Here is a 20,628-nt window from a genome sequence, read left to right as displayed (position 1 = left end):
GCCGGGGCCGGCCGCCCGGGCGCGCCCGGGCGGCGGGGGGGGCGCCGCGGGGGGTTCTCCGGCCTTCCCGGCGTTCTCCGGCCTTCCCGGCGTTCTCCGGCCTTCCCGGCGTTCTCCGGCCTTCCCGGCGTTCTCCGGGCTTCCCGGCGTTCTCCGGGCTTCCCCGTGGCGGGCGGATCAGGCGTCGGCGGTGCCGCAGGCCCCGATCGCCCGGCCGGCCTCGACGGAGGCGCGCTGGGCGTCGCCGGCCCGGATCGCGTCGAGGATCGTGTCGTGGCCGATGTAGCGCTCGGCGATCAGCTCGGGGCCGACGTCGTGCCGCAGGTGGGCGCGGGTCACCTCGCCGAGGTCGGCGTAGACGGCGGCCAGCACGTCGTTGTGGGCGGCGGCGACCACGGCCTGGTGGAAGGCGGCGTCGGCCTGGACGAAGTCCTCGGCGTCGCCGGAGTGCCAGGCGGCCTCGCGGCGGGCCAGCGCGGCGTCCAGGAGGCCGAGGTCGCGCGGGGTGCGGCGGACGGCCGCCAGGCCCGCGGCGGAGGTCTCCAGGGCCGCGCGCAGCTCGGCGACCTGCGCCTGGTCGGCGTCGGCGAAGCGGCGGTGCATGACGCCGGCGAGCTCGCTGGTGGCGAGGACGTAGGTGCCCGAGCCCTGGCGGATGTCGAGCAGCCCGTTGTGGGCGAGGGCGCGGACGGCCTCGCGGACGGTGTTGCGCGCGACGCCGAGCTGTTCGACCAGGGCGGCCTCGGTCGGGATGCGCGAGCCGACGGGCCACTCGCCGGAGGTGATCTGGGCGCGCAGCTGCGCGATCACCTGGTCGGACAGCGGGGTGCGCCTCGGCGAGGACAGCGCCACGGGGGACTCCTAGCGGCTTCGGGGCGGTGGACGGGGCCCGGTGGACTCCGGCGGGCCGGTGGATGAACGGTCGGCACATCATGCCAATTCCGTGGTGCGTCAATTCATCCCATCATTCTATGATGGTGCCCATGCCTCCCGCAGCAGACACCACCACCACCCCCCGAACCGAGGTGCGGCCGCAGACCGAGCGGCCCACCGCCACCCCCAGCCCCCTCGTCGTCGGACTGTTCGCCGTCGCGATCGCCGCCGCCGCCTTCAACCTCCGTCCCGTCGTCACCAGCCTCGGGCCACTGCTCGACCAGGTCCGCTCCGGCCTCGGGATGAACGCCACGGTCGCCGGACTGCTCACCGCCGTGCCGTCGCTGTGCTTCGGCCTGTTCGGCTTCGCCGCGCCCACGATGGCCCGCCGGATCGGCCCGATCGCGGTGATCACCGCCGGCATGGGCGCGATCACCGCGGGCGTGCTGGCCCGCTCCTTCGCCGGCGGCACCGCGGTCTTCCTGCTGCTCACCGCGCTCGCGCTGGCCGGTGTCGCGGTCTCCAACGTGCTGATCCCGGTGGTGATCAAGCGCTACTTCCCGGCCAAGGTCGGTCCGATGATCGGCCTGTACTCCATGTCGCTGTCGGCCGGCACCGCCCTGGCCGCCGCCGTCACCGTGCCGCTGACCAGCGCCCTGGGCGGCGACTGGCGCTACGGCCTCGGCGTCTGGGCCGTCCTCGGCGCCGTGGCGCTGGTGCTCTGGACCGTCGTCGCCGTGGCCAAGCGTGAGCGCGGCGGGAAGGCGGGCGGGCCCGCCGCCGACAAGCTGCCGATCACCCGTAGCCGGACGGCCTGGGCGATGGCCTGCTTCTTCGGCCTCCAGGCCACCGGCGCCTACGTGGTCATGGGCTGGCTGCCGAAGATCTTCCAGGACGCCGGCGTCGACAAGGGCACCTCGGGCGTCCTGCTCGCGGTGACCATGGTGATCGGCGTGCCGGTCTCCTTCGTCCTGCCCAACCTGGCCGCCCGGCGCGGCGACCAGCGGCTGTTCGTCGTCGTGCTGGCCTCCTGCGGCATCGCCGGGTACGCCGGGCTCGCGCTCGCCCCGGCCGCGCTGCCGTGGGTGTGGGCCGTCCTGGTGGGCCTGTCCAACTGCGCGTTCCCGCTGGTGCTGACGATGATCGGGCTGCGCGCCCGGACCGCGGGCGGTGTCGCCCAGCTGTCCGCCTTCGCCCAGGGCGTCGGCTACCTGATCTCCATCCCGGGCCCGATCCTGATCGGACGGATCTACCAGGTGACGGGCCAGTGGTACTGGCCGCTCGGCTTCCTCGCGCTGCTGCTGGTGCCGCAGATGCTGTTCGGCCTGCGGGCCGCGATGGCCCGGCACATCGAGGACGAGGCCCTGGCGCCGAAGGTGCCGGCCAAGGCCTAGAGGTTCGTCCACCTTCCCCGGTTCGTCGCCCGGTCGGCTCTGTGCGGCGGGGCCGGGCCGGGGAAGGTCAAGGGCCGGCCAAGGGCGAGGGGGCGGGGGTCGGCGGGCGCGTCCGGGGTGGGAGAATTCCGGACATGCCCGTTCTCGAACCGAACCCGACCGACGGCCGCAAGCAGCTCGGCCGCATCGCCCTGGCGTTTGCCGGCATCGTGGTGCTCGTGGCGATCATCGCCACGATCGCCGCCGGCATGGGCTGACCGGCTCCGCGACCCGGCCCGGGTCCCGGCCGTCCGGCGGGAGAACTCCCGGTGAACGGCGCATGATGGCACCCGCCACCCCTGGGAGTGGCGGCAACCGGGAGCATCGCGCCCCCGGACGGCTTTTCTGCCAAGCTTGCTGGGTATGAGCGCCGACACGCCCCGCAGGATCATCGTTCTCCGCCACGCCAAGGCCGACTGGCCCAACGGCGTCGACGACCACGAGCGGCCCCTGGCCGACCGGGGCCGCAACCAGGCCCCGGACGCCGGCCGCTGGCTGGCCGACTCGGGGATCAACCCCGACTTCGTGCTCTGCTCCACCGCCCTGCGCACCCGCGAGACGTGGAAGCTGGCGGCGCACGAGCTGCCCAAGCGGACCCGCAGGACCGTGTACGAGGAGCGGATCTACGAGGCCAGCCCGGGCGAGATCATCGCCGTCCTCCACGAGACCCCGGAGGAGTACGCGGACGTGGTGCTGGTCGGGCACAACCCGGGCGTGCTGGGCCTGACCCAGGTGCTGGCCGGCGACGCGGGCGACCCGGACGCGCTGGACCGGCTGCGGCTCGGCGGCTTCCCCACGGCGGCGATCGCGGTGCTCAGCTTCGGCGGCTCCTGGAAGGACGTCGAGCCGGGCGTGGCCGAGCTGGTCTCCTACCACACGCCGCAGGACTGACGCCCGGACGTCTCCTTCGACGGGAGCGACGGGAGCGACGGGAGCGACGTGAGGGGCGCGCGGACTCGGTCCGCGCGCCCCGCACCTTCGTCTCCGGCCGACCGTGCGGGCCTTCGGCGGACTACTCGGCCGGGCCGCCGTCGACGGTGTCGGCCGCCTCGACCTCCTCGCGGGTGATGCCGAGCAGGTACAGCACGGTGTCCAGGAACGGCACGTTCACCGCGGTGTCGGCGGCCTCGCGCACCACCGGCTTGGCGTTGAACGCCACCCCGAGGCCGGCCGCGTTCAGCATGTCGAGGTCGTTGGCGCCGTCGCCGATCGCGACCGTCTGCTCCAGCGGCACCTTGGCCTGCTCGGCGAACCGGGCCAGCCAGCGGGCCTTGCCCGCGCGGTCCACGATCTCGCCGACCACCCGGCCGGTGAACTTGCCGTCCGCCACCTCCAGGGTGTTGGCCGCCGCGAAGTCCAGCCCCAGCTGCTCCACCAGGTGGTCGGTGACCTGCGTGAACCCGCCGGACACGATCGCCACCTGGAAGCCCAGGCGCTGCAGCGTGCGGATCAGGGTGCGCGCCCCCGGCGTGAACCGGACCTCCGCGCGCACCTTCTCCGTCACCGAGGCGTCCAGCCCGGCCAGCAGCGCCACCCGGGCGCGCAGCGACTCGGCGAAGTCCAGCTCGCCGCGCATCGCCGCCGCCGTCACCTCGGCGACCTCCTCCTCGCAGCCCGCGTGCGCCGCGAAGAGCTCGATCACCTCGTCCTGGATGAGCGTCGAGTCGACGTCCATCACCACCAGGCGCTTGGCGCGGCGCTCCAGGCCGGCCGCGACCACGGCGACGTCGACCCGCTGGGCCGCCGCCTCCTGGGCCAGCTCGCCGCGCAGCTCGTCGGTGGCGACACCGGACACGGCCAGCTCGACCGCCGTCACCGGGTACTTGGCGAGGCGGAAGACGCGGTCGATGTTGCCGCCCGCCGCGGTGATCCGGGAGGTGAGCGCCGAGACCGCGGCGGCGGTCAGCGGGTGGCCCAGCACCGTCACGTGCGAGCGGCCCTCGCGGCGCGGCCGGTTGTCGCCGATGCCGGAGATGATCTCGGCCTGGAGCTTCTGCTCCTCCGACCAGCGGTGCACGGTGGCCCGCAGGCCGCCCTCGGCGCCGGGCGCGGTGGGCGGGGTGACCAGGGCGCACAGCGTGATCCGGCCACGCGTGACGACCTGCTCGATGTCGATCACGTCGACGCCGAAGCCGGCCAGGGTGGCGAAGAGGCCGGCCGTGATGCCGGGGCGGTCCTTGCCGAACACCTTGACGAGCAGGGTGCGCTCGTCCTCGGTCCGGGGCTGCGAGGCGGGGGAAGGCTCAGCGGCCAAGGGCGATGCGTTCATGGTGGGTCCCACGCTACCGGGCGGGAAGGGCCCGCAGGGCACCCGTCCACCCCCCGGACGCACGGGTCGGGGGTGCCCGGAGCGCGTGTGCGGGAACCGGCCGACGTGCAGGTGACGGGGAGGTGGCGTGGGGGTGCGGCGAAGCCCGGGACACCGCGCCGTCCGCGAATCGTTGCCGCCTGGTCACAGTCCCCAGGGGCGACTTTCGTCAACGGTCCGTCGGCTGGAATGATTCCCCCGTCAGTTACAGGAAGTACGCACCCCCGGCCGGGGGACACAATCGGGGGACCGAGAGAGCGGGGCAGGCGAGCAGTGCCGCAACTCGTCATTGAGATCAACGGACAGCAGCGGACTCTGGAGCCGGGGCGGTCCTACACCATCGGGCGCAACCCGCAGTCGGACTTCCCGTTCGACGACGCGCGGGTCTCCTGGCACCACGGGACCATGTCCTTCAACGGGACCGGCTGGCAGCTGGACGACCACGGCAGCACCAACGGCACGTACGTCGCCGGTGCCCGGACCCAGCAGGCCCAGCTGTTCCCGGGCGCCGTCGTCAACCTCGGCAACCCGGAGAACGGCCCGCGCCTCTCCTTCTCGGCACCCGTCCAGTCCGCCGCCCCGCAGGCGCCCGCCTGGCACGAGGCCGCCACCAGCCGCAGCAACGCGCCGGCGCCGCAGCAGGCCGCGCAGCAGCAGGCGTGGGGGCAGCAGGCCCAGGACCCGTACCAGCAGCAGTCCGAGCCGTGGGCCGCGCAGCAGCAGGGCGGCTTGCCGCAGCAGCAGGCCGCGCAGCCGCCGTTCCCGCAGCAGCAGGGCTTCCCCGCCCAGCAGCAGGGCTTCACGCCCCAGCCCCAGCCGCCGCACGGCGGTGGTGGTGGTGGCGGCCCGCAGCCGACGATGATCCGCAACCTGACGTCCGCGATGCGCACCGTCCGGATCGGCCGCGCGCTCGACAACGACATCGTGGTCTCCGACCTCCAGGTCTCCCGCCACCACGCCGAGCTGCGCCAACTGCCCGACGGCCGCTACGAGATCGTCGACCTCGGCAGCCACAACGGCATCTTCCTCAACGGCCAGCAGGTGCAGCGCCAGCTGATGGGCCCGCAGGACCGGCTGACCGTCGGCCACTCCAGCTTCGTGCTGGTCGGCGACCAGCTGCAGGAGTTCGTCGACGACGGCGCGGTCTCCTTCTCCGCCCGCCACCTGACCGTCGAGGTCGAGCACAAGGGCGCGAAGAAGATCCTGCTCAACGACGTCAGCTTCGGCGTCCCGGAGAAGTCCCTGGTCGCCGTCATCGGCCCGTCCGGCTCCGGCAAGTCGACCCTGCTGCGCGCCCTCACCGGCTACCGCCCGGCCGACCGCGGCGAGGTGCTGTACGACGGCCGCAACCTCTACAAGCAGTTCGCCGAACTCCGCTCCCGCATCGGCCTGGTGCCGCAGTCGGAGATCCTGCACCGCGAGCTGACCGTCCGCAAGGGCCTCAAGTACGCGGCCCAGCTGCGCTTCCCCGGCGACACCGAGGCCCGCGAGCGCGACGCCCGGATCGACGAGGTGCTCTACGAGCTGCGCCTGGACAAGCGCGCCGACAACAAGATCACCGCGCTCTCCGGCGGCCAGCAGAAGCGCGTCTCGGTCGCCCTGGAGCTGCTCACCAAGCCGTCGCTGATCTTCCTGGACGAGCCCACCTCGGGCCTCGACCCGGGCATGGACCGCGAGGTCATGCAGATGCTGCGCGGCCTGGCCGACGACGGCCGCACGATCCTCGTCGTCACCCACTCGGTGGCCGAACTGGCGCTCTGCGACCGCCTGCTGGTGATGGCGCCGGGCGGTTCGGTGGCCTACTTCGGCCCGCCGGACGAGGCGCTGCACTTCTTCGGCTACGAGACCTGGGCGGACGTCTTCCAGGCCTTCGAGAACTACCCGGACCACGACTGGGCCGGCCGTTACCGCGGTTCGGTGCACTACCAGCAGTACTCCGCCCCGACCGTCGAGGCGGGCGAGGTCCAGCACGTCCAGGTCGCCCAGGAGGCCATCAAGCCGCCCAAGCCGCAGAGCTGGGGCTCGCAGCTGTGGACCCTGATGCGCCGCTACATGTCGGTGCTGGCCTCGGACCGCGGTTTCCTCGCGCTGTCGGTGCTGCTGCCCGCGGTCATCGGCGCGGTCAGCGTGCTGATCCCCAACGAACCGGGGCTCGCGCCGAACCCCAAGTCGCAGCTCCACCTCAACAACGGGGCCGCGACGATCCTGCTGATCCTCGCGATCGGCGCCTGCTTCTCCGGCGCGGCCAACTCGGTCCGCGAACTGATCAAGGAACGGGCGATCTACGAACGGGAACGGGCCACCGGCCTGTCCCGCTCGGCGTACATGATGTCCAAGATCATCGTGCTGGGCATCTTCAGCGTGATCCAGGGCGCGATCATCTCCGCCGTCGGCTTCCTGCCGCGCAAGCTGCCCGCGCACGGTCTGATCGTCGCGAACACCCCGCTCGTCGAGATGACGATCGGCATGATCCTGCTGAGCTTCGCCGCGATGATGTTCGGCCTGATGATCTCCGCGCTGGTCAAGACCGCCGAGAAGACCATGCCGCTGCTGGTCATGTTCGCCATCATCCAGGTCGTCTTCACCGGCTGCCTCTTCCAGATCTTCGGCAAGCCCGGCCTGGAGCAGGTCGCCTGGCTGATGCCGGCCCGCTGGGGCACCGGCATCGTGGCCACCACGCTCGACCTGTCGCACCTCATGGGCCCCTGGAACAAGGACTTCCAGAACCCGAACTACGACCCGCTGTGGACGCACTCCGTCGCGCAGTGGTCGATCGACGCCGGCGTGCTGGTCGCCATCTCGGTCGTCATCGGCATCATCGTGACGCGCCTCCAGCGCCGGCACGAGCCCGAGGTCATGCAGAAGGGCTGAGGCCCGCGCCTGTCCGCCCGAGGGGCGGCTCTCCCGACCGGGAGGGCCGCCCCTCCTCGCGTTCCGGTCCTCGCGTTGCGGTTTTTTGCGCTCCGGTCTTCGAGTGGCGGGTCCTCGCGTTGCGGTCTTTGCGCTCCGGTCTTCGCGCTCCGGGCCCATCGGCCTAGGTCCCCGGACCTGCGACCTAGGCGGCTGCGGACGGACGCGGGGGCCGGGGGCGCGGCGGTAGGTTGGCGGTATGTCCAGCGCGCCCAGTGACCACCGCCCGGCGGCCGGTCCGCTCACCGACGGTCCGCTCACCGACGGTCCGCCGCTCGACGGCCGGATACCGGTCGGTCACTCCCACGACGACCGGCTGCCGGCCTGCGACCCCTGCCTGGCCGGCATCGAGGCGGTGAGCCGGGCGCTGCTCGCGATGAGCCGGCACCTGGAGGTCCGCGAGGTGCTGCGCCGCATCACCGCCTCCGCCCGGGAACTCCTCGGTGCCGAGTACGCGGCCCTCGGCGTCCCCGACGACCACGGCGGCTTCGCCCAGTTCGTCGTCGACGGCATCACCGACGAGCAGTGGCGCGCCATCGGCCCGCTGCCCCGGCAGCACGGCGTGCTCGCCAAGATGCTCCACGAGACCGGGCCCACCCGGCTCGCCGACGTCCGTCAGGCCCCCGCGTTCGGCGGCTGGCCCGCCGCGCACCCCGAGATGGACGCCTTCCTCGGCATGCCCGTCCTCGACACCGACGCCGCCGAGGACGAACCGCAGGTCACGGGCGTCATCTTCCTCGCGAACAAGCGCGGCGGCGGCCTCTTCACCGACCACGACGAGGAACTGCTGCGGATACTCGCCGCCCACGCCGCCCTCGCCCTCTCCAACGCCCGCCTCTACGAGCGCAGCCGGGAACTCACCCTGGCCGGCGAGCGCGCCCGCATCGCCCACGACCTGCACGACGCCGTCTCGCAGAAGCTCTTCTCGCTGCGGCTCACCGCCAAGGCGGCCGCCAAGCTCGTCGACCGCGACCCGGTCCGGGCCCGCGCCGAACTCGCCGAGGTCGCCCGGCTCGCCGCCGAGGCCGCCGACGAACTCCGCGCCGTCGTCGTCGAACTGCGCCCCGCCGCCCTGGAGGAGGACGGGCTGAGCGCCACCCTCGCCTCCCAGGTCCAGGTGCTCGACCGCGCCCACACCGCCGACGTCGCCTTCGTCGCCGACGGCGTCCGCGCCATGCCGCCGGCCCAGGAGGCCGCACTGCTGCGGGTCGCCCAGGAGGCGCTGCACAACGCGCTGCGCCACTCCGGCGCGCGGCGCGTCACCGTCACCCTGCTCGGCACGCCCGAGCGCGGGGCCGTCCTCCAGGTGCGGGACGACGGTCAGGGGTTCGACCCGGAGTCCGTCCGCCGGGCCGGCAAGCACCTCGGGCTGGCGTCGATGCGCGACCGCGCCGCCGCCGTCGGCGGCCGGCTCACCCTGGAATCCGCCCCCGGTCGGGGCACGCTCGTCGAGATGGAGGTCCCCGGTGCCTGACAGCACGCCACCGATCCGCGTCCTGCTCGTCGACGACCACCAGGTCGTGCGGCGCGGCCTGCGCACCTTCCTGGAGGTGCAGGACGACATCGAGGTGGTCGGCGAGGCCGCCGACGGCGCCGAGGGCGTCGAGCGGGCCCGCGAGCTCGACCCGGACGTCGTCCTGATGGACCTCAAGATGCCCGGCGTCGACGGGATCGAGGCGCTGCGCACGCTCAAGGGCGAGGGCAGCCGGGCCCGGATCCTGATCGTCACCAGCTTCACCGAGCACCGCACGATGGTCCCCGCGCTGCGGGCCGGCGCCGCCGGGTACGTGTACAAGGACGTCGACCCGGAGGCGCTCGCCGGGGCCATCCGCTCGGTCCACGCCGGCCACGTCCTGCTCCAGCCCGAGCTCGCCGAGGCGCTCCTCTCCGACGACGGCCCGCGCGCCCCGCAGGGCCGGGGCGGGACGCTCACCGAGCGCGAGCGGGAGGTGCTGGGGCACATCGCGGACGGGCGCTCCAACCGGGAGATCGCGCGCAGCCTGCACCTGTCGGAGAAGACCGTGAAGACGCACGTGTCGAACATCCTGATGAAGCTGGACCTCGCCGACCGCACCCAGGCCGCGCTCTGGGCCGTTCGGCACGGGGAGGGCCGGGAGGCGTAGGGCGTGCCGCTGGGTCATGCGGCCCGGGCGTGCGGCCCGGGCGTGCGAGGGGTGCCGTCGCGCTGTGCCGGGTGGGAGGTAATCCGGGGCGAGGGGCGCGAGGAACGGTTCTGGCGTATGCCGTTCGGCAGGGGCAGGGCGGAAATGACGTGATGGGGCGTCAGGGCGGTGTGCCAGGCTGAGCGCCGACATCGAACCCGGGGGAGGACCTGATGAACGCGCCGCGCAGCGAGTACGGGCCCGTCGTGCTTGCCAACGAACTGGAGCTGACGCACCGCCTGTTCGAGCGGGCCAAGCACCTCGGCCTGGTGCCGCCGCCGGACGTCGAGGACCGGCGGTGGTCCCCGGCGGCCGTGGAGCCCCTGCTCGAACGCCGCGCCGACATCGCCGCCGCGCTGGCGGCGGACGTCGCGGAGCGGGCCGCGAAGCTGGCGCAGGAGACGGCCCGCGAGCGCGATGCCTACGGTCCCGAGGTCCTGCGCCGACGGCTCGGGCTGGTGCGCTGGCAGTTCGACCAGGCGCGGGAGCGCGGGCTGATCCCCGAACCGGACGTCGACGGCCGGGCCTGGTCGGCCGCGGCGGAGGCCGAGCTGCGGGCCGGCGCCGCCGAGCTCACGGCCGCGCTGGGCGCCGTCCCCCGGGTGGGCGCCGGCAAGGCCGCCGTCGCCCTGGGCCACACCACCGGCCTCCCGGTGACGGCGGACGACATCCGCCGGCTCGCCGAGGCCGGGGCGCTCCGCGCCTCCGGCGAGTTCCGCGGCCACCCCACCTACAGCCGCGAGGCGTTGGCGGCGGTGCCGGAGGCCGCCGTCGAGGAGGCGGTCACCGAGCGGCTGCGCCGCGCCGAGACCGAGGCGGAGGCCGCCGCCGCGCTGCTGCGACAGCGGATGGCGGAGAGCCTGTCGGCGGCGGAGGCGGCCGAGCAGCTGGGCTGGTCGGCCGCGCGGTTGGAGGCCGCCGTGGCGAAGGGCGGGCTGACCCGGGCCCAGGACGGGCGATACGACCGGGCGGAGGTGATGGCACTGGTGGCGGCCGATCCCTGGCGGTAGGGCGGCAGGCGGGTGCTCCGGCGAGTGCTGCGCGGCGGTCCGGCGGGTTGGGCGGTCGGCTCGGTCGCGGGGTGCTGCGCGGTGGCGGCGTAAGCCGGGCGGTGGGCGCGGATCCGGTGTTGGGCGCCGCGCGGTGGCCGGGCGCTGAGGCCGTTGAGCGCTGGGTGCCGTGCGGCGGTCGGGCTCGTCGGGCGGCGGGCGTGAGCTCGGTGCTGTGCGGTGGCCGGGCCTCCGGCGGCCTCTCTGCACGGTGGCAGGCGGGCGGCGTTGGCGCAGGGCTCGCGGTCGGGTGGTGCGGGTGCGGGGCCCGCGCATGGCTGCTTTCCGGCCATGTCTTCGTCACCCTGGCCCGTCCCGCGCGCGGGAAGTCGGTCCGTCCGACCTCCCGCGCGGGTGCGGTGCCGTGGAGCTCAGAGGTGCTCAGAGGTGCTCAGCGGGGCTCAGCTGTCCTGGCGCTCGTCCACGAGGGCGTTGTAGGCGGCCACCTGGGCGCGGCGGGCGGTGCGGCGCAGCGGGTCGAGGACGGACTGGCGGGCGGCCATCTCCGAGGCGCTGACGGCGGCGCCGTGGCTCCCGGCGGCGATCGTCAGGAGCGCGGACACCTGGCGGGCGGACTCCAGCACGCGCACGGCGCGGGCCGGGTAGCCGGGCGCGAGCAGTTCGGCGTGCCCGCGGCGGCGGTAGGCGTCCAGGGCCTGCAGCGCCTCCGGTCCGGCGCCGGCCACGTCGAGGCGGGTGAGCAGGAGGGTCGCCTCGCGCAGCCCGTCGGCGAGCTCGCGCTCGGCCTCGTGCAGGGACGGCACATCGGCCGGCGGGCCGTCGTTGACCGTCGAGCAGCGCCACAGCACCGTCGCCGAGCGGTCCCCGGCCGGGCCGAAGACCTCGACCTCGGGCACCAGCCCGAGCGGTGCACCGACCGCCAGGACGGCCTCGCCCGCGCCCATGGCCCGCTCGTTGAACGCCGCCGGGCCGGTCAGCCCGATCGGGTGCCCGGCCGAGGGGAGCGCCAGCCGCAGGCCCTGCACGCCGAGCACCCGCAGCCGGCCGAGCGCCCACGTGAGCCCGTGCTGCTCGCCCGGCTCGTCGCCGGGCAGGCCGGTCACCCGGTGGACCTCGTCGTCGCCGAGGACGGCCGCGGCGGCGTTGTCCGGCGGGACGAGCCCGGCGAGCAGGGCGTTGCCCCAGGCGGTCAGCCGCCCCGAACGGGGCTCTTCGTACGGATTGTCGGCAGGAGTCGCGAGCATCCGGCCAGCCTACGGAATCGGCGGTCATCCGCGTGGCGTAGGTTTGCCCATGCGCGTGCGGCGCACCGACCCCGTGCCCACCGGCTGCCGGAGTAGGCTCGCCGCCCGCACCGACGGCCGAAAATCTTGTATTGGGGAAGGCGTAGGCATGAGCGACGTGCTGGAGCTGGTGGACGTATCCGTGGTCCGGGAGGGGCGCGCGCTGGTCGACCAGGTCTCGTGGTCCATCTCCGAGGGTGAGCGCTGGGTCATCCTGGGCCCGAACGGCGCCGGCAAGACGACGCTGCTGCAGATCGCCTCCTCGTACCTGTTCCCGACCGCGGGCAAGGTCTCGGTGCTCGGCGAGAAGCTCGGCGAGATCGACGTCTTCGAGCTGCGCTCCCGGATCGGCCTGGCAGGTGCCGCGATGTTCGACAAGCTCCCCGCCGAGCAGACGGTGCTGCAGACCGTGCTCACCGCCGCCTACGGCATGACGGTCAGCTGGCAGGAGAGCTACGAACAGTCGGACGAGTCCCGCGCGCTCGCGCTGCTGGACCGCCTCGGCATGTCCAGCCTCACCGACCGCAAGTTCGGCACGCTGTCGGAGGGCGAGCGCAAGCGCACCCTCATCGCCCGCGCGCTGATGACCGACCCCGAACTGCTGCTGCTCGACGAGCCGGCCGCCGGCCTGGACCTCGGCGGGCGCGAGGACCTCATCCGCCGCCTCGGCGCGCTGGCCCAGGACGAGTTCGCGCCGGCGATGGCGATGGTGACCCACCACGTCGAGGAGATCGCCCCCGGTTTCACCCACGTCCTGATGATCCGTCAGGGCAAGGTGCTCACCGCCGGTCCGATCGACACCGAGCTGACCGCCCGCAACCTGTCGAGGTGCTTCGGCCTGCCGCTGACCCTGGAGCGCCACGGCGACCGCTGGTCGGCCCAGGGCCTGCCGCTGGGCTGAGCCCCCGTCCGACGACCGTCCGGCCCGCCACGGGAACCGGTCGCACGCGCGACCGGTTTCCGCCCCTGGACCTGCGGGAACTGTCCGCCACGAAGGCCCTTCGTCCCTAGGATGGATCCGTGGACAGCTGGATGTGGTGGCTCCTGGCCGCCGTCGGGCTCGGCATACCGCTGGTGCTCACCGCGATGCCGGAGTTCGCCATGTTCGCGGTCGGCGCGCTGGCCGCGGCCGGTGTGGCCGGACTGGGCGCGGGGGTGGTCTGGCAGACCCTGACCTTCGTGGTGTCCTCGGTCGCCCTGCTGGTGGTCGTCCGCCCGATCGCCTACCGGGAGCTCAGGAGGGGCCCGAACATCAAGATGGGCATCGAGGCGCTCCAGGGCGCCACCGCGGTCGTCGCGGAAACCGTTGACGGGGAGGGCGGACGGATCAAGCTGAACGGCGAGATCTGGTCGGCCCGCGCGCTCCACCCGGACTCGGTCTACCAGCCGGGGCAGCAGGTCGACGTCGTCGAAATCCAGGGCGCGACCGCCCTGGTCGTCTAGGGGAGAGTCCGTGGAACCCGTCCTTATCGTTTTGGTCGTCCTGGTCGTGGTGGCCTTCATCGCGCTGATCAAGACGATCCAGGTCATCCCGCAGGCCAGCGCCGCGATCGTGGAGCGCTTCGGCCGCTACACCCGGACCCTCAACGCAGGCCTGAACATCGTCGTCCCGTTCATCGACCGGGTCCGCAACCGCATCGACCTGCGCGAGCAGGTCGTGCCGTTCCCGCCGCAGCCGGTGATCACCCAGGACAACCTGGTCGTCAACATCGACACGGTGATCTACTACCAGGTCACCGACCCCCGGGCGGCGACGTACGAGGTCGCGAGCTACATCCAGGCGATCGAGCAGCTCACCGTCACCACGCTGCGCAACATCATCGGCTCCATGGACCTGGAGTCCACCCTGACCTCCCGCGAGGTCATCAACGCCGGCCTGCGCGGCGTCCTGGACGAGGCGACCGGCAAGTGGGGCATCCGGGTCAACCGCGTCGAGCTGAAGGCGATCGAGCCGCCGACCTCCATCCAGGACTCGATGGAGAAGCAGATGCGCGCCGACCGTGACAAGCGCGCCGCGATCCTCACCGCCGAGGGCCAGCGCCAGGCGCAGATCCTCAAGGCCGAGGGTGAGAAGCAGGCGGACGTCCTCCGGGCCGAGGGTGAGGCGCAGGCCGCGGTGCTGCGCGCCGACGGTGAGGCGGCCGCCATCCGGACCGTCTTCGAGGCGATCCACGACGGCGACGCCGACCAGAAGCTGCTCGCCTACCAGTACCTGCAGACGCTGCCCGAGCTGGCCAAGGGCGACTCCAACAAGCTCTGGATCATCCCCAGCGAGGTCGGCGACGCGCTCAAGGGCCTCGGCGGCGCCTTCACCGGTCTGACCGGCAACGGCGGCGCGAACGGCGGCGCGATCGCGGCCCCCAGCGTCCCGGCCGCGGCGCCCGCGGCCCCGGCCGCCACCCAGGTGCCGATCGACCCGGCGGCCGGCCCGCGGCCGGTGGACATCGACAAGGGCGCGGCCCGGCCGCGGGTCGACCCGGCGCGCGAGTACCGCAAGATCGACCCGGAGTGAGCCGGCCGCGCTGACGCCGTGCGGCGCAGGCCGAGGCAGTGGCCGTCGTGAAACCGGGACCGAGGCAGTGGCCGCCGCGAGGCCGTGACGCGGGAGGGCCCGCCGTCGCACCGACGAGGTGCGGGGCGGGCCCTCGGCGTGTCCGGCGGGTGTTCCGCATCGTGGTCGGGGCTGGTCGGTTCGGCGGACCGTCCGGCATGATCCCTTCGGACCCGGACGAAAGGAAGAGGTGACCCGTGACGCTCTGGGAGGCGATAGCCGTCCTGGTGGCGGGCGTCGGTGCCGGGATGATCAACGTGATCGTCGGCTCCGGCACCCTGATCACCTTCCCCGTCCTGCTCGCCGTCGGCATCCCGCCGGTCACCGCCAACGTGTCCAACTCCTTCGGCCTGGTGCCCGGTTCGCTCAGCGGCGTGATCGGCTACCGCCGTGAACTGGCCGACCAGGGCCGCCGCCTGCTGCGCCTCGGCACCGCCTCCCTGCTCGGCGGCCTGGTCGGTGCCGTGCTGCTGATCACCCTGCCGAGCGGCGCGTTCGACGCGATCGTCCCGGTGCTCATCCTGCTGGCGCTCGTCCTCGTGGTGATCCAGCCCCGGGTGGCCAAGGCCGTCGCCGCCCGCCGTCGCCCCGGCGGGGACCCGGACGGCAGCCTCGTCCTGATCGGCGGCGTCTTCCTCACCGGCATCTACGGCGGCTACTTCGGTGCCGCGCAGGGCGTCCTGCTGATGGCACTCATGGGCATGCTCCTCCAGGAGGGCATCCAGCGCATCAACGCCGTGAAGAACGCGCTCGCCATGATCGTCAACGGTGTGGCCGCGCTGTTCTTCCTCTTCACCTCGACGGTCGACTGGACGGCCGCCGGGCTCATCGCCATCGGTTCGCTGCTGGGCGGCCTGCTCGGCGCCAAGGTCGGCCGCCGCCTGCCGCCCACGGCGCTGCGCGCGGTCATCGTGGTGGTCGGCCTGGCGGCCGTCACCAAGCTGCTGCTGGGCTGAACCCGGCCTCGCGGCACCGGGCCGGGGCCCCGGCGCGGGCGTATGTTCGTCGCAGTGCACGCCGATCCGCCGGCAGCGGATCCGACCAGGCTTGGAGCGCTTCGATGAGCAGCAGAGCACGGCTGACCGAGGACGAGATCGCGGCGGCCCTGACCGACGTGCCGCGGTGGTCCCGGGAGGGCGAGGCCATCGTCCGCACCGCCGACGCCCCGGACTTCCCGGCGGCGATCCGCGTCGTCGACGCCGTCGCCGAACAGGCCGAGGCGCTGGACCACCACCCCGACATCGACATCCGCTGGCGCACCCTGCGCTTCGTCCTCTCCACCCACAGCGCGGGCGGGCTCACCGGCCTGGACTTCACCCTCGCAGCCCGGATCGACGCGGCCCTGAGCGCCGAGTCCGCCGCCTGACGGAGGCCGGAGCGGGGCGCTCCGGTGGGCGTGAGATGCTGACTGCCGCAGTGCAGGCGGCTCGGGAGGGACGGAACGGATGGCGCAGGAGCCCTTCGGAGACGCCCAGCAGCAGGCGTGGTACCCCCAGCAGCAGGACTGGCAGGGCGGTTACCCCGAGCAGCAGCACGGCCGGCAGGCTCAGCACGTCCAGCAGGGGCACTGGCAGACGACCACCGGTTACGGGCAGGCCGAGTACGGGCAGACCGAGTACGGGCCGGGCGACTACGGCCAGGGCGCCGGGTACGGCGAGTACGGGCACACCCAGGACGGTCCGTCGGCGTACGGGCAGGGCGCCGGGTACGGCCAGGAGGGGCAGACCGCGTACGGGCAGGGCGGCTACGCCCAGGACCCATACCAGCCTCACCAGCCCTATCACCAGTACCCCGGCTACGAGCAGCAGCAGTACTCCGAGTACTCCGAGTACGGCGAGTACGCCGCGTCCGACCCGCAGCGGCCCGCCGAGGACAGCCTGTACGTGCCGGCGGGCGCGGAGTACTCGGCCGACGGCTACGTGCACATCGAGTCCCCTGAGCCGGCGCCGGATCCCGCTGGGCAGGGGGAGCCCGGGGCACCGGCCACCGCCGAGCCCGTCGTGTCGTCCCGGTCGGCCTCGCGCCGGGGTGGCGACAGCGAGGGGAAGGGCGGCAAGGGCGCCAAGGACGCCAAGGACTCCAAAGGCGGCGGCTCCTCGCTCGCGGACAGGGCCCGGGCCGCCGCCGACGCGGTGCTGACCGGCGAGCACGTGCCCAGCCGCAAGGCCCTCCTCGTCCGCACGGGCGCCGGCGTCGCCGCGCTGGGCGTCCTGATAGCGGCCGGCCTGATGGTCGGCATCGAGGGCAGCGGCAGCGCCTCCACGTCGGGTGGCGGGGGCGGCGAGCCCGGCTTCGCCGTCGCCCACACCAAGGCGTGGTCCGCGCAGCCGGCCGCGGCCGCGCAGCCCGGGGCGGACGACACGCTGGTCGGGAGCTGGCTGCTCGCCGACGCGGTGGTCCGGGCCGACGCCTCCGGCGTGCGCGCGTACGACCTGGCGGCGGGCAAGCCCGGCTGGTCGGTCGAGCCGCCGGCCGCCGGGGCCGTCCCGTGCGGGCTGTCGCCGAGTGTGAACCCGTCCGGCGTGGGCGCCGTGCTGTTCCGGGTCCAGGCGGATCCGAACAGCCCGTGCACGCTGCTCGCGGCGGTGGACACCAAGACCGGCAAGACCGCGTGGACGAAGACCCTCTCGGACGCCAAGGGCGCCTACACCGCGCACGTCGGCGTCACCGAGGACAAGATCGTGGCGGTCGGCGACGACCGGGCGATCGCCTGGGACGCGGCCGACGGCAAGGACGTCTGGCAGTACACCGGGCAGGGCAAGTTCTGCACGCTCTCCGGCGGGGTCACCGGCAAGACCGTGATGGTCGCCTCCACGTGCGCCGACTCGACCCCGGCCGGCCAGGCCGTCGCGCTCAACACGGCCGACGGCAAGGTCAGTTGGTGGCGCGGCCTGAACAACAACCCGAAGACGGTGACGGTGCTCTCCGCCGAGCCCGCCGTCGTCCTCACCACTGGCGAGAAGCCGGCCGACGACCGGGTGTTCGCGTGGGGCGCGAGCGGCGACCCGGCCGCCGAGATCCCGGTCAGCGGCGACGCCGGGCGCCTGGACGTCGCGCACGGCACGTTCTCGCCCACGCCCGGAGTCTTCTTCCAGGACCGGACGATGGTCACCACGCTGGTCCCGGCGAACGGCAACGGCGCCGTCGTCGCGGTCGGCTACGACCTCGACAGCGGGAAGCAGAGCTGGAAGGCCCCGGCCGCCGAGAAGGGCGTGCTGCGGGCGGTCACCCTCGACGGCGGCTCCCTCGTGCTCGCCGCCGACGAGCGCCGCGACCAGCCCGCCCACCTCTCCCGCTTCGCGGTGACCGGCGGCCACGAGTCGACCGGCGGCAACTTCCCGCCCGGCACCGGCTCGCTGCTGATCTCGGGCCGGGTGCTGATCGGCGGCGGCAAGGTCGTCGTGGTGCCCGAGCACTCGGCGAACTTCGGTACGGCGGCCGGCTACCAGGCGAAGGGCTAGCCGACCGCCACCCGCGAGCGAAGGGCTAGCCGACCGTCACCCGCAGGCGAAGCTAGGCCGCGGGTACGACCGGCAGCCAGTCGGCGAGCTCCCTGGCCTCCGAGTCGCGCAGGCCGAGCGCCAGCATCAAGGTCGCCTGCGGGGTCGGCACGAACGGGCGGCGCAGCAGTTTCATCCCCGCCTGCTCCGGTGTCCGGTCGGCCTTGCGCTGGTTGTCCTCGGCGCACGCGGCCACCGTGTTCAGCCAGCTGTCCTCACCACCGCGCGACCGCGGCTGCAGGTGGTCCACCGTGGTGGCCCGCCGCCCGCAGTACGCGCACAGGTGCTGGTCACGGGCCAGGACGCCCCGCCGCGACCACGGCGCCTGTTGTCGGAACGGCACCCGTACGTAGCGTTGGAGTCTGATCACCCGCGGCACCGGTACGGTGACGCCGGTCCCCCGGACCGTGCGCAGCGGATGCGCCTGCTCCACCACCGCCTTGTCCTGGAGCACCAGGACCACGGCGCGCTGGAGCGACACCGTCGTCAGGGGCTCGTAGCTCGCGTTCAGAACCAGCGTGTTGCGCACCTCGGCACACCCTTCCCACGGGCGTGCCACGGCGGCACGACCGTCTCCACACACGTCACTGCCGCCGCACGGCGGTGGGACCACTCTGAATGGGCCCGCGGCCGACGAACAACGGAATTTCCGGTATCGAAGGGCACCCGGAGCCGCGCGGGGGTCGAGCGACCGGCTCCCGGCCGGCGCGTCGGGGGAGCGGCGGACGGCGTCCCGGAGGAGCGGGGACGGAGCCTCGGGAAAACTCGCCGGCCGGGACCGCGTAGGCTCTATCAGGCTGGAGTCGTACCGACCCGGGGCCCGACCGAACCGGGCCAGCACCGGGCCGGACGCCCGATCGAAGGAGAAGCGTGACCGTGACGGACATCGTCGACGAGCTGCAGTGGCGTGGGCTGATCGCCCTGTCCACCGACGAGGACGCACTGCGCAAGGCGTTCGCGGACGGCCCGGTCACGTTCTATTGCGGCTTCGACCCGACGGCCCCCAGCCTGCACCTCGGCAACCTCGTGCAGATCCTCACCATGCGCCGCATCCAGCAGGCGGGGAACCTCCCGCTCGGCCTGGTCGGCGGCGCCACGGGCCTGATCGGCGACCCGAAGCCCACCGCCGAGCGCGTCCTCAACGACCCCGAGACGGTGGCCGCCTGGGTCGACCGTCTGCGCGGCCAGATCTCGCGCTTCCTCGACTTCGACGGCCCGTACGCGGCGCGCATGGTCAACAACCTGGACTGGACGTCCGGGATGTCCGCCATCAGCCTGCTGCGCGACGTCGGCAAGTACTTCCGCGTCAACAACATGATCGCCAAGGAGGCCGTCGCCCGGCGGCTCAACTCCGACGCGGGCATCAGCTACACCGAGTTCAGCTACCAGATCCTCCAGGGCATGGACTACCTGGAGCTGAACCGCCGTTACGGCTGCACCCTGCAGACCGGCGGCAGCGACCAGTGGGGCAACCTCACCGCCGGCACGGACCTGATCCGCAAGGCCGAGAGCAAGTCCGTGCACGCGCTGGCCACGCCGCTGATCGTCAAGGCCGACGGCACCAAGTTCGGCAAGACCGAGTCGGGCACGGTCTGGCTCGACCCCGAGCTGACCACCCCGTACGCCTTCTACCAGTTCTGGCTGAACGCGGACGACCGGGACGTCTCCAACTTCCTGCGGATCTTCAGCTTCCGCTCAAAGGCGGAGATCGAGGAGCTGGAGCGCGAGACCACCGAGCGCCCGGCCGCCCGCCTGGCCCAGCGCGCCCTGGCCGAGGAGCTCACCACCCTCGTCCACGGCGCCGACCAGTACGAGCGCGCGGTCGCCGCGTCCAAGGCGCTGTTCGGCCAGGGCGACCTCGCCGACCTGGAGGCCCCGACCCTGGCGGCGGCGCTGGCCGAGGTCCCCAAGGCCGAGGTCGCCGAACTCCAGCCGGTGGTCGACCTGTTGGTCGCCGTCGGCCTGGCGCCGAGCCGCTCGGCTGCCCGTCGGACGATCAAGGAGGGCGGCGCCTACCTCAACAACGTCAAGGTGACGGACGAGGAGGCGGTGCCGACCGAGGCCGACCTGCTGCACGGCCGCTGGCTCGTGCTGCGCCGGGGCAAGCGCAACCTGGCGGCGGCCGAGCTGACCGCGCCGGCGACGGCGTGACCGTGTGACTGCGTGACGCAGGCCGTGCGTCGCAGGCCGTGTGACGCAGGCCGTGTGACGCGAGTGGCGTGACCGAAACCCGACGCCGCTGAGCAGCGGCTTCGACGAGCGAGGGCGGGATCCAGCCGGATCCCGCCCTCGGCGTTTGACGATGTCGTCCAGGTGGCCTAGTGTTGAACGAGTCGCTGAAGCGGCCACACCACTTGGTAACCCCCACTCTCACCTCGAAGCCCATTAGCTTGGGTCGTTCGGCGTCTGCGCCGACAGGGTGAGCGTGAATTTCGGGTAACACCCGGAATGCGCTAATGTGGAGGTCGTTGCGGAAAGCGATCCCGGCCAGTTCGGGAAATCGGATGAATGAAACTCCGGAAAACGGAGCGGAAAACATCTGATAAGCTGGAAACACGAAAGAACGAAGCGCCCGGAGGGCCCGCTGGAAGGCGGCTC

18 protein-coding genes are annotated in these 20,628 nt (G+C 73.2%); 14 read left to right on the top strand and 4 right to left on the bottom strand.

The window, feature by feature from the left end:
• Window positions 1–177 precede the first annotated feature (177 nt).
• Window positions 178–852 carry a FadR/GntR family transcriptional regulator gene (locus tag ACFV4G_RS35120; protein WP_380446243.1) on the bottom strand — a complete coding sequence of 225 codons (675 nt, stop codon included), beginning with the start codon at window positions 850–852 and terminating at the stop codon, window positions 178–180.
• 131 nt (window positions 853–983) lie between these two features.
• Between ACFV4G_RS35120 and ACFV4G_RS35115 the strand changes: the two genes are divergently transcribed.
• From ACFV4G_RS35115 to ACFV4G_RS35105, 3 genes are all read left to right on the top strand, one after another.
• Entirely contained in the window at window positions 984–2,267 is a 1,284-nt protein-coding gene (locus ACFV4G_RS35115) for a CynX/NimT family MFS transporter (protein ID WP_380446242.1), read from the top strand.
• Window positions 2,268–2,401: 134 nt separating this feature from the next.
• Window positions 2,402–2,524, top strand: coding sequence for an SGM_5486 family transporter-associated protein (locus ACFV4G_RS35110; RefSeq protein WP_380446241.1), 123 nt, complete (start codon window positions 2,402–2,404; stop codon window positions 2,522–2,524).
• Window positions 2,525–2,669: 145 nt separating this feature from the next.
• On the top strand, window positions 2,670–3,197 hold the full coding sequence (locus ACFV4G_RS35105; RefSeq protein WP_380446240.1) for a SixA phosphatase family protein: 528 nt from the start codon (window positions 2,670–2,672) through the stop codon (window positions 3,195–3,197).
• A gap of 121 nt (window positions 3,198–3,318) precedes the next feature.
• Here ACFV4G_RS35105 and serB read toward each other — a convergent pair whose 3' ends face one another.
• Window positions 3,319–4,575 carry a phosphoserine phosphatase SerB gene (serB, locus tag ACFV4G_RS35100; RefSeq protein ID WP_380446239.1) on the bottom strand — a complete coding sequence of 419 codons (1,257 nt, stop codon included), beginning with the start codon at window positions 4,573–4,575 and terminating at the stop codon, window positions 3,319–3,321.
• 312 nt (window positions 4,576–4,887) lie between these two features.
• On the opposite strand from serB, the gene ACFV4G_RS35095 reads away from it, so the two are divergent.
• The 4 genes from ACFV4G_RS35095 to ACFV4G_RS35080 all read left to right on the top strand — a co-directional run bounded on the left by ACFV4G_RS35095 (window position 4,888) and on the right by ACFV4G_RS35080 (window position 10,696).
• Complete coding sequence (locus ACFV4G_RS35095) at window positions 4,888–7,485, top strand: FHA domain-containing protein (RefSeq protein ID WP_380446238.1); 2,598 nt, start codon at window positions 4,888–4,890, stop codon at window positions 7,483–7,485.
• Between the two features lie 415 nt (window positions 7,486–7,900).
• Window positions 7,901–8,998: a GAF domain-containing sensor histidine kinase gene (locus ACFV4G_RS35090; protein ID WP_380446252.1), complete on the top strand. Its 1,098-nt coding sequence runs from the start codon at window positions 7,901–7,903 to the stop codon at window positions 8,996–8,998.
• On the top strand, window positions 8,991–9,647 hold the full coding sequence (locus ACFV4G_RS35085) for a response regulator (protein ID WP_380446237.1): 657 nt from the start codon (window positions 8,991–8,993) through the stop codon (window positions 9,645–9,647). Before ACFV4G_RS35090 ends, ACFV4G_RS35085 begins: the two co-directional genes overlap by 8 nt.
• 212 nt (window positions 9,648–9,859) lie before the next feature.
• The gene (locus ACFV4G_RS35080) at window positions 9,860–10,696 is read left to right on the top strand and encodes a hypothetical protein (protein WP_380446236.1); all 837 of its coding nucleotides are present in this window, start codon (window positions 9,860–9,862) and stop codon (window positions 10,694–10,696) included.
• Between the two features lie 440 nt (window positions 10,697–11,136).
• On the opposite strand, the gene ACFV4G_RS35075 is transcribed toward ACFV4G_RS35080, so the two are convergent.
• Entirely contained in the window at window positions 11,137–11,940 is an 804-nt protein-coding gene (locus tag ACFV4G_RS35075; RefSeq protein ID WP_380446235.1) for a hypothetical protein, read from the bottom strand.
• Between the two features lie 148 nt (window positions 11,941–12,088).
• Between ACFV4G_RS35075 and ACFV4G_RS35070 the strand changes: the two genes are divergently transcribed.
• The 6 genes from ACFV4G_RS35070 (at window position 12,089) to ACFV4G_RS35045 (ending at window position 17,991) form a co-directional block, all read left to right on the top strand.
• The gene (locus ACFV4G_RS35070) at window positions 12,089–12,880 is read left to right on the top strand and encodes an ABC transporter ATP-binding protein (protein ID WP_380446234.1); all 792 of its coding nucleotides are present in this window, start codon (window positions 12,089–12,091) and stop codon (window positions 12,878–12,880) included.
• Window positions 12,881–13,011: 131 nt separating this feature from the next.
• Entirely contained in the window at window positions 13,012–13,422 is a 411-nt protein-coding gene (locus ACFV4G_RS35065) for an NfeD family protein (RefSeq protein WP_380446251.1), read from the top strand.
• A 10-nt stretch (window positions 13,423–13,432) separates the two neighbouring features.
• On the top strand, window positions 13,433–14,491 hold the full coding sequence (locus ACFV4G_RS35060) for an SPFH domain-containing protein (protein ID WP_380446233.1): 1,059 nt from the start codon (window positions 13,433–13,435) through the stop codon (window positions 14,489–14,491).
• A 236-nt stretch (window positions 14,492–14,727) separates the two neighbouring features.
• Window positions 14,728–15,486, top strand: coding sequence for a sulfite exporter TauE/SafE family protein (locus ACFV4G_RS35055; RefSeq protein WP_380446232.1), 759 nt, complete (start codon window positions 14,728–14,730; stop codon window positions 15,484–15,486).
• 104 nt (window positions 15,487–15,590) lie between these two features.
• Window positions 15,591–15,896: a 4a-hydroxytetrahydrobiopterin dehydratase gene (locus ACFV4G_RS35050; RefSeq protein WP_380446231.1), complete on the top strand. Its 306-nt coding sequence runs from the start codon at window positions 15,591–15,593 to the stop codon at window positions 15,894–15,896.
• 79 nt (window positions 15,897–15,975) lie between these two features.
• Window positions 15,976–17,991, top strand: a complete 2,016-nt coding sequence (locus ACFV4G_RS35045; RefSeq protein WP_380446230.1) for a PQQ-binding-like beta-propeller repeat protein — start codon at window positions 15,976–15,978, stop codon at window positions 17,989–17,991.
• Between the two features lie 52 nt (window positions 17,992–18,043).
• Here the strand turns inward: ACFV4G_RS35045 and ACFV4G_RS35040 are convergent, their stop codons facing one another.
• Complete coding sequence (locus tag ACFV4G_RS35040; protein ID WP_329926410.1) at window positions 18,044–18,559, bottom strand: HNH endonuclease; 516 nt, start codon at window positions 18,557–18,559, stop codon at window positions 18,044–18,046.
• Between the two features lie 347 nt (window positions 18,560–18,906).
• On the opposite strand from ACFV4G_RS35040, the gene tyrS reads away from it, so the two are divergent.
• Window positions 18,907–20,181: a tyrosine--tRNA ligase gene (gene tyrS / locus ACFV4G_RS35035; RefSeq protein ID WP_380446250.1), complete on the top strand. Its 1,275-nt coding sequence runs from the start codon at window positions 18,907–18,909 to the stop codon at window positions 20,179–20,181.
• Window positions 20,182–20,628 lie beyond the last annotated feature (447 nt).

Source organism: Kitasatospora sp. NPDC059747 (genome assembly GCF_042732955.1).
Taxonomy (GTDB): domain Bacteria; phylum Actinomycetota; class Actinomycetes; order Streptomycetales; family Streptomycetaceae; genus Kitasatospora.
Note: the sequence above shows the minus strand (reverse complement) of the source record. Positions and strands in the feature narration are given on the sequence as shown.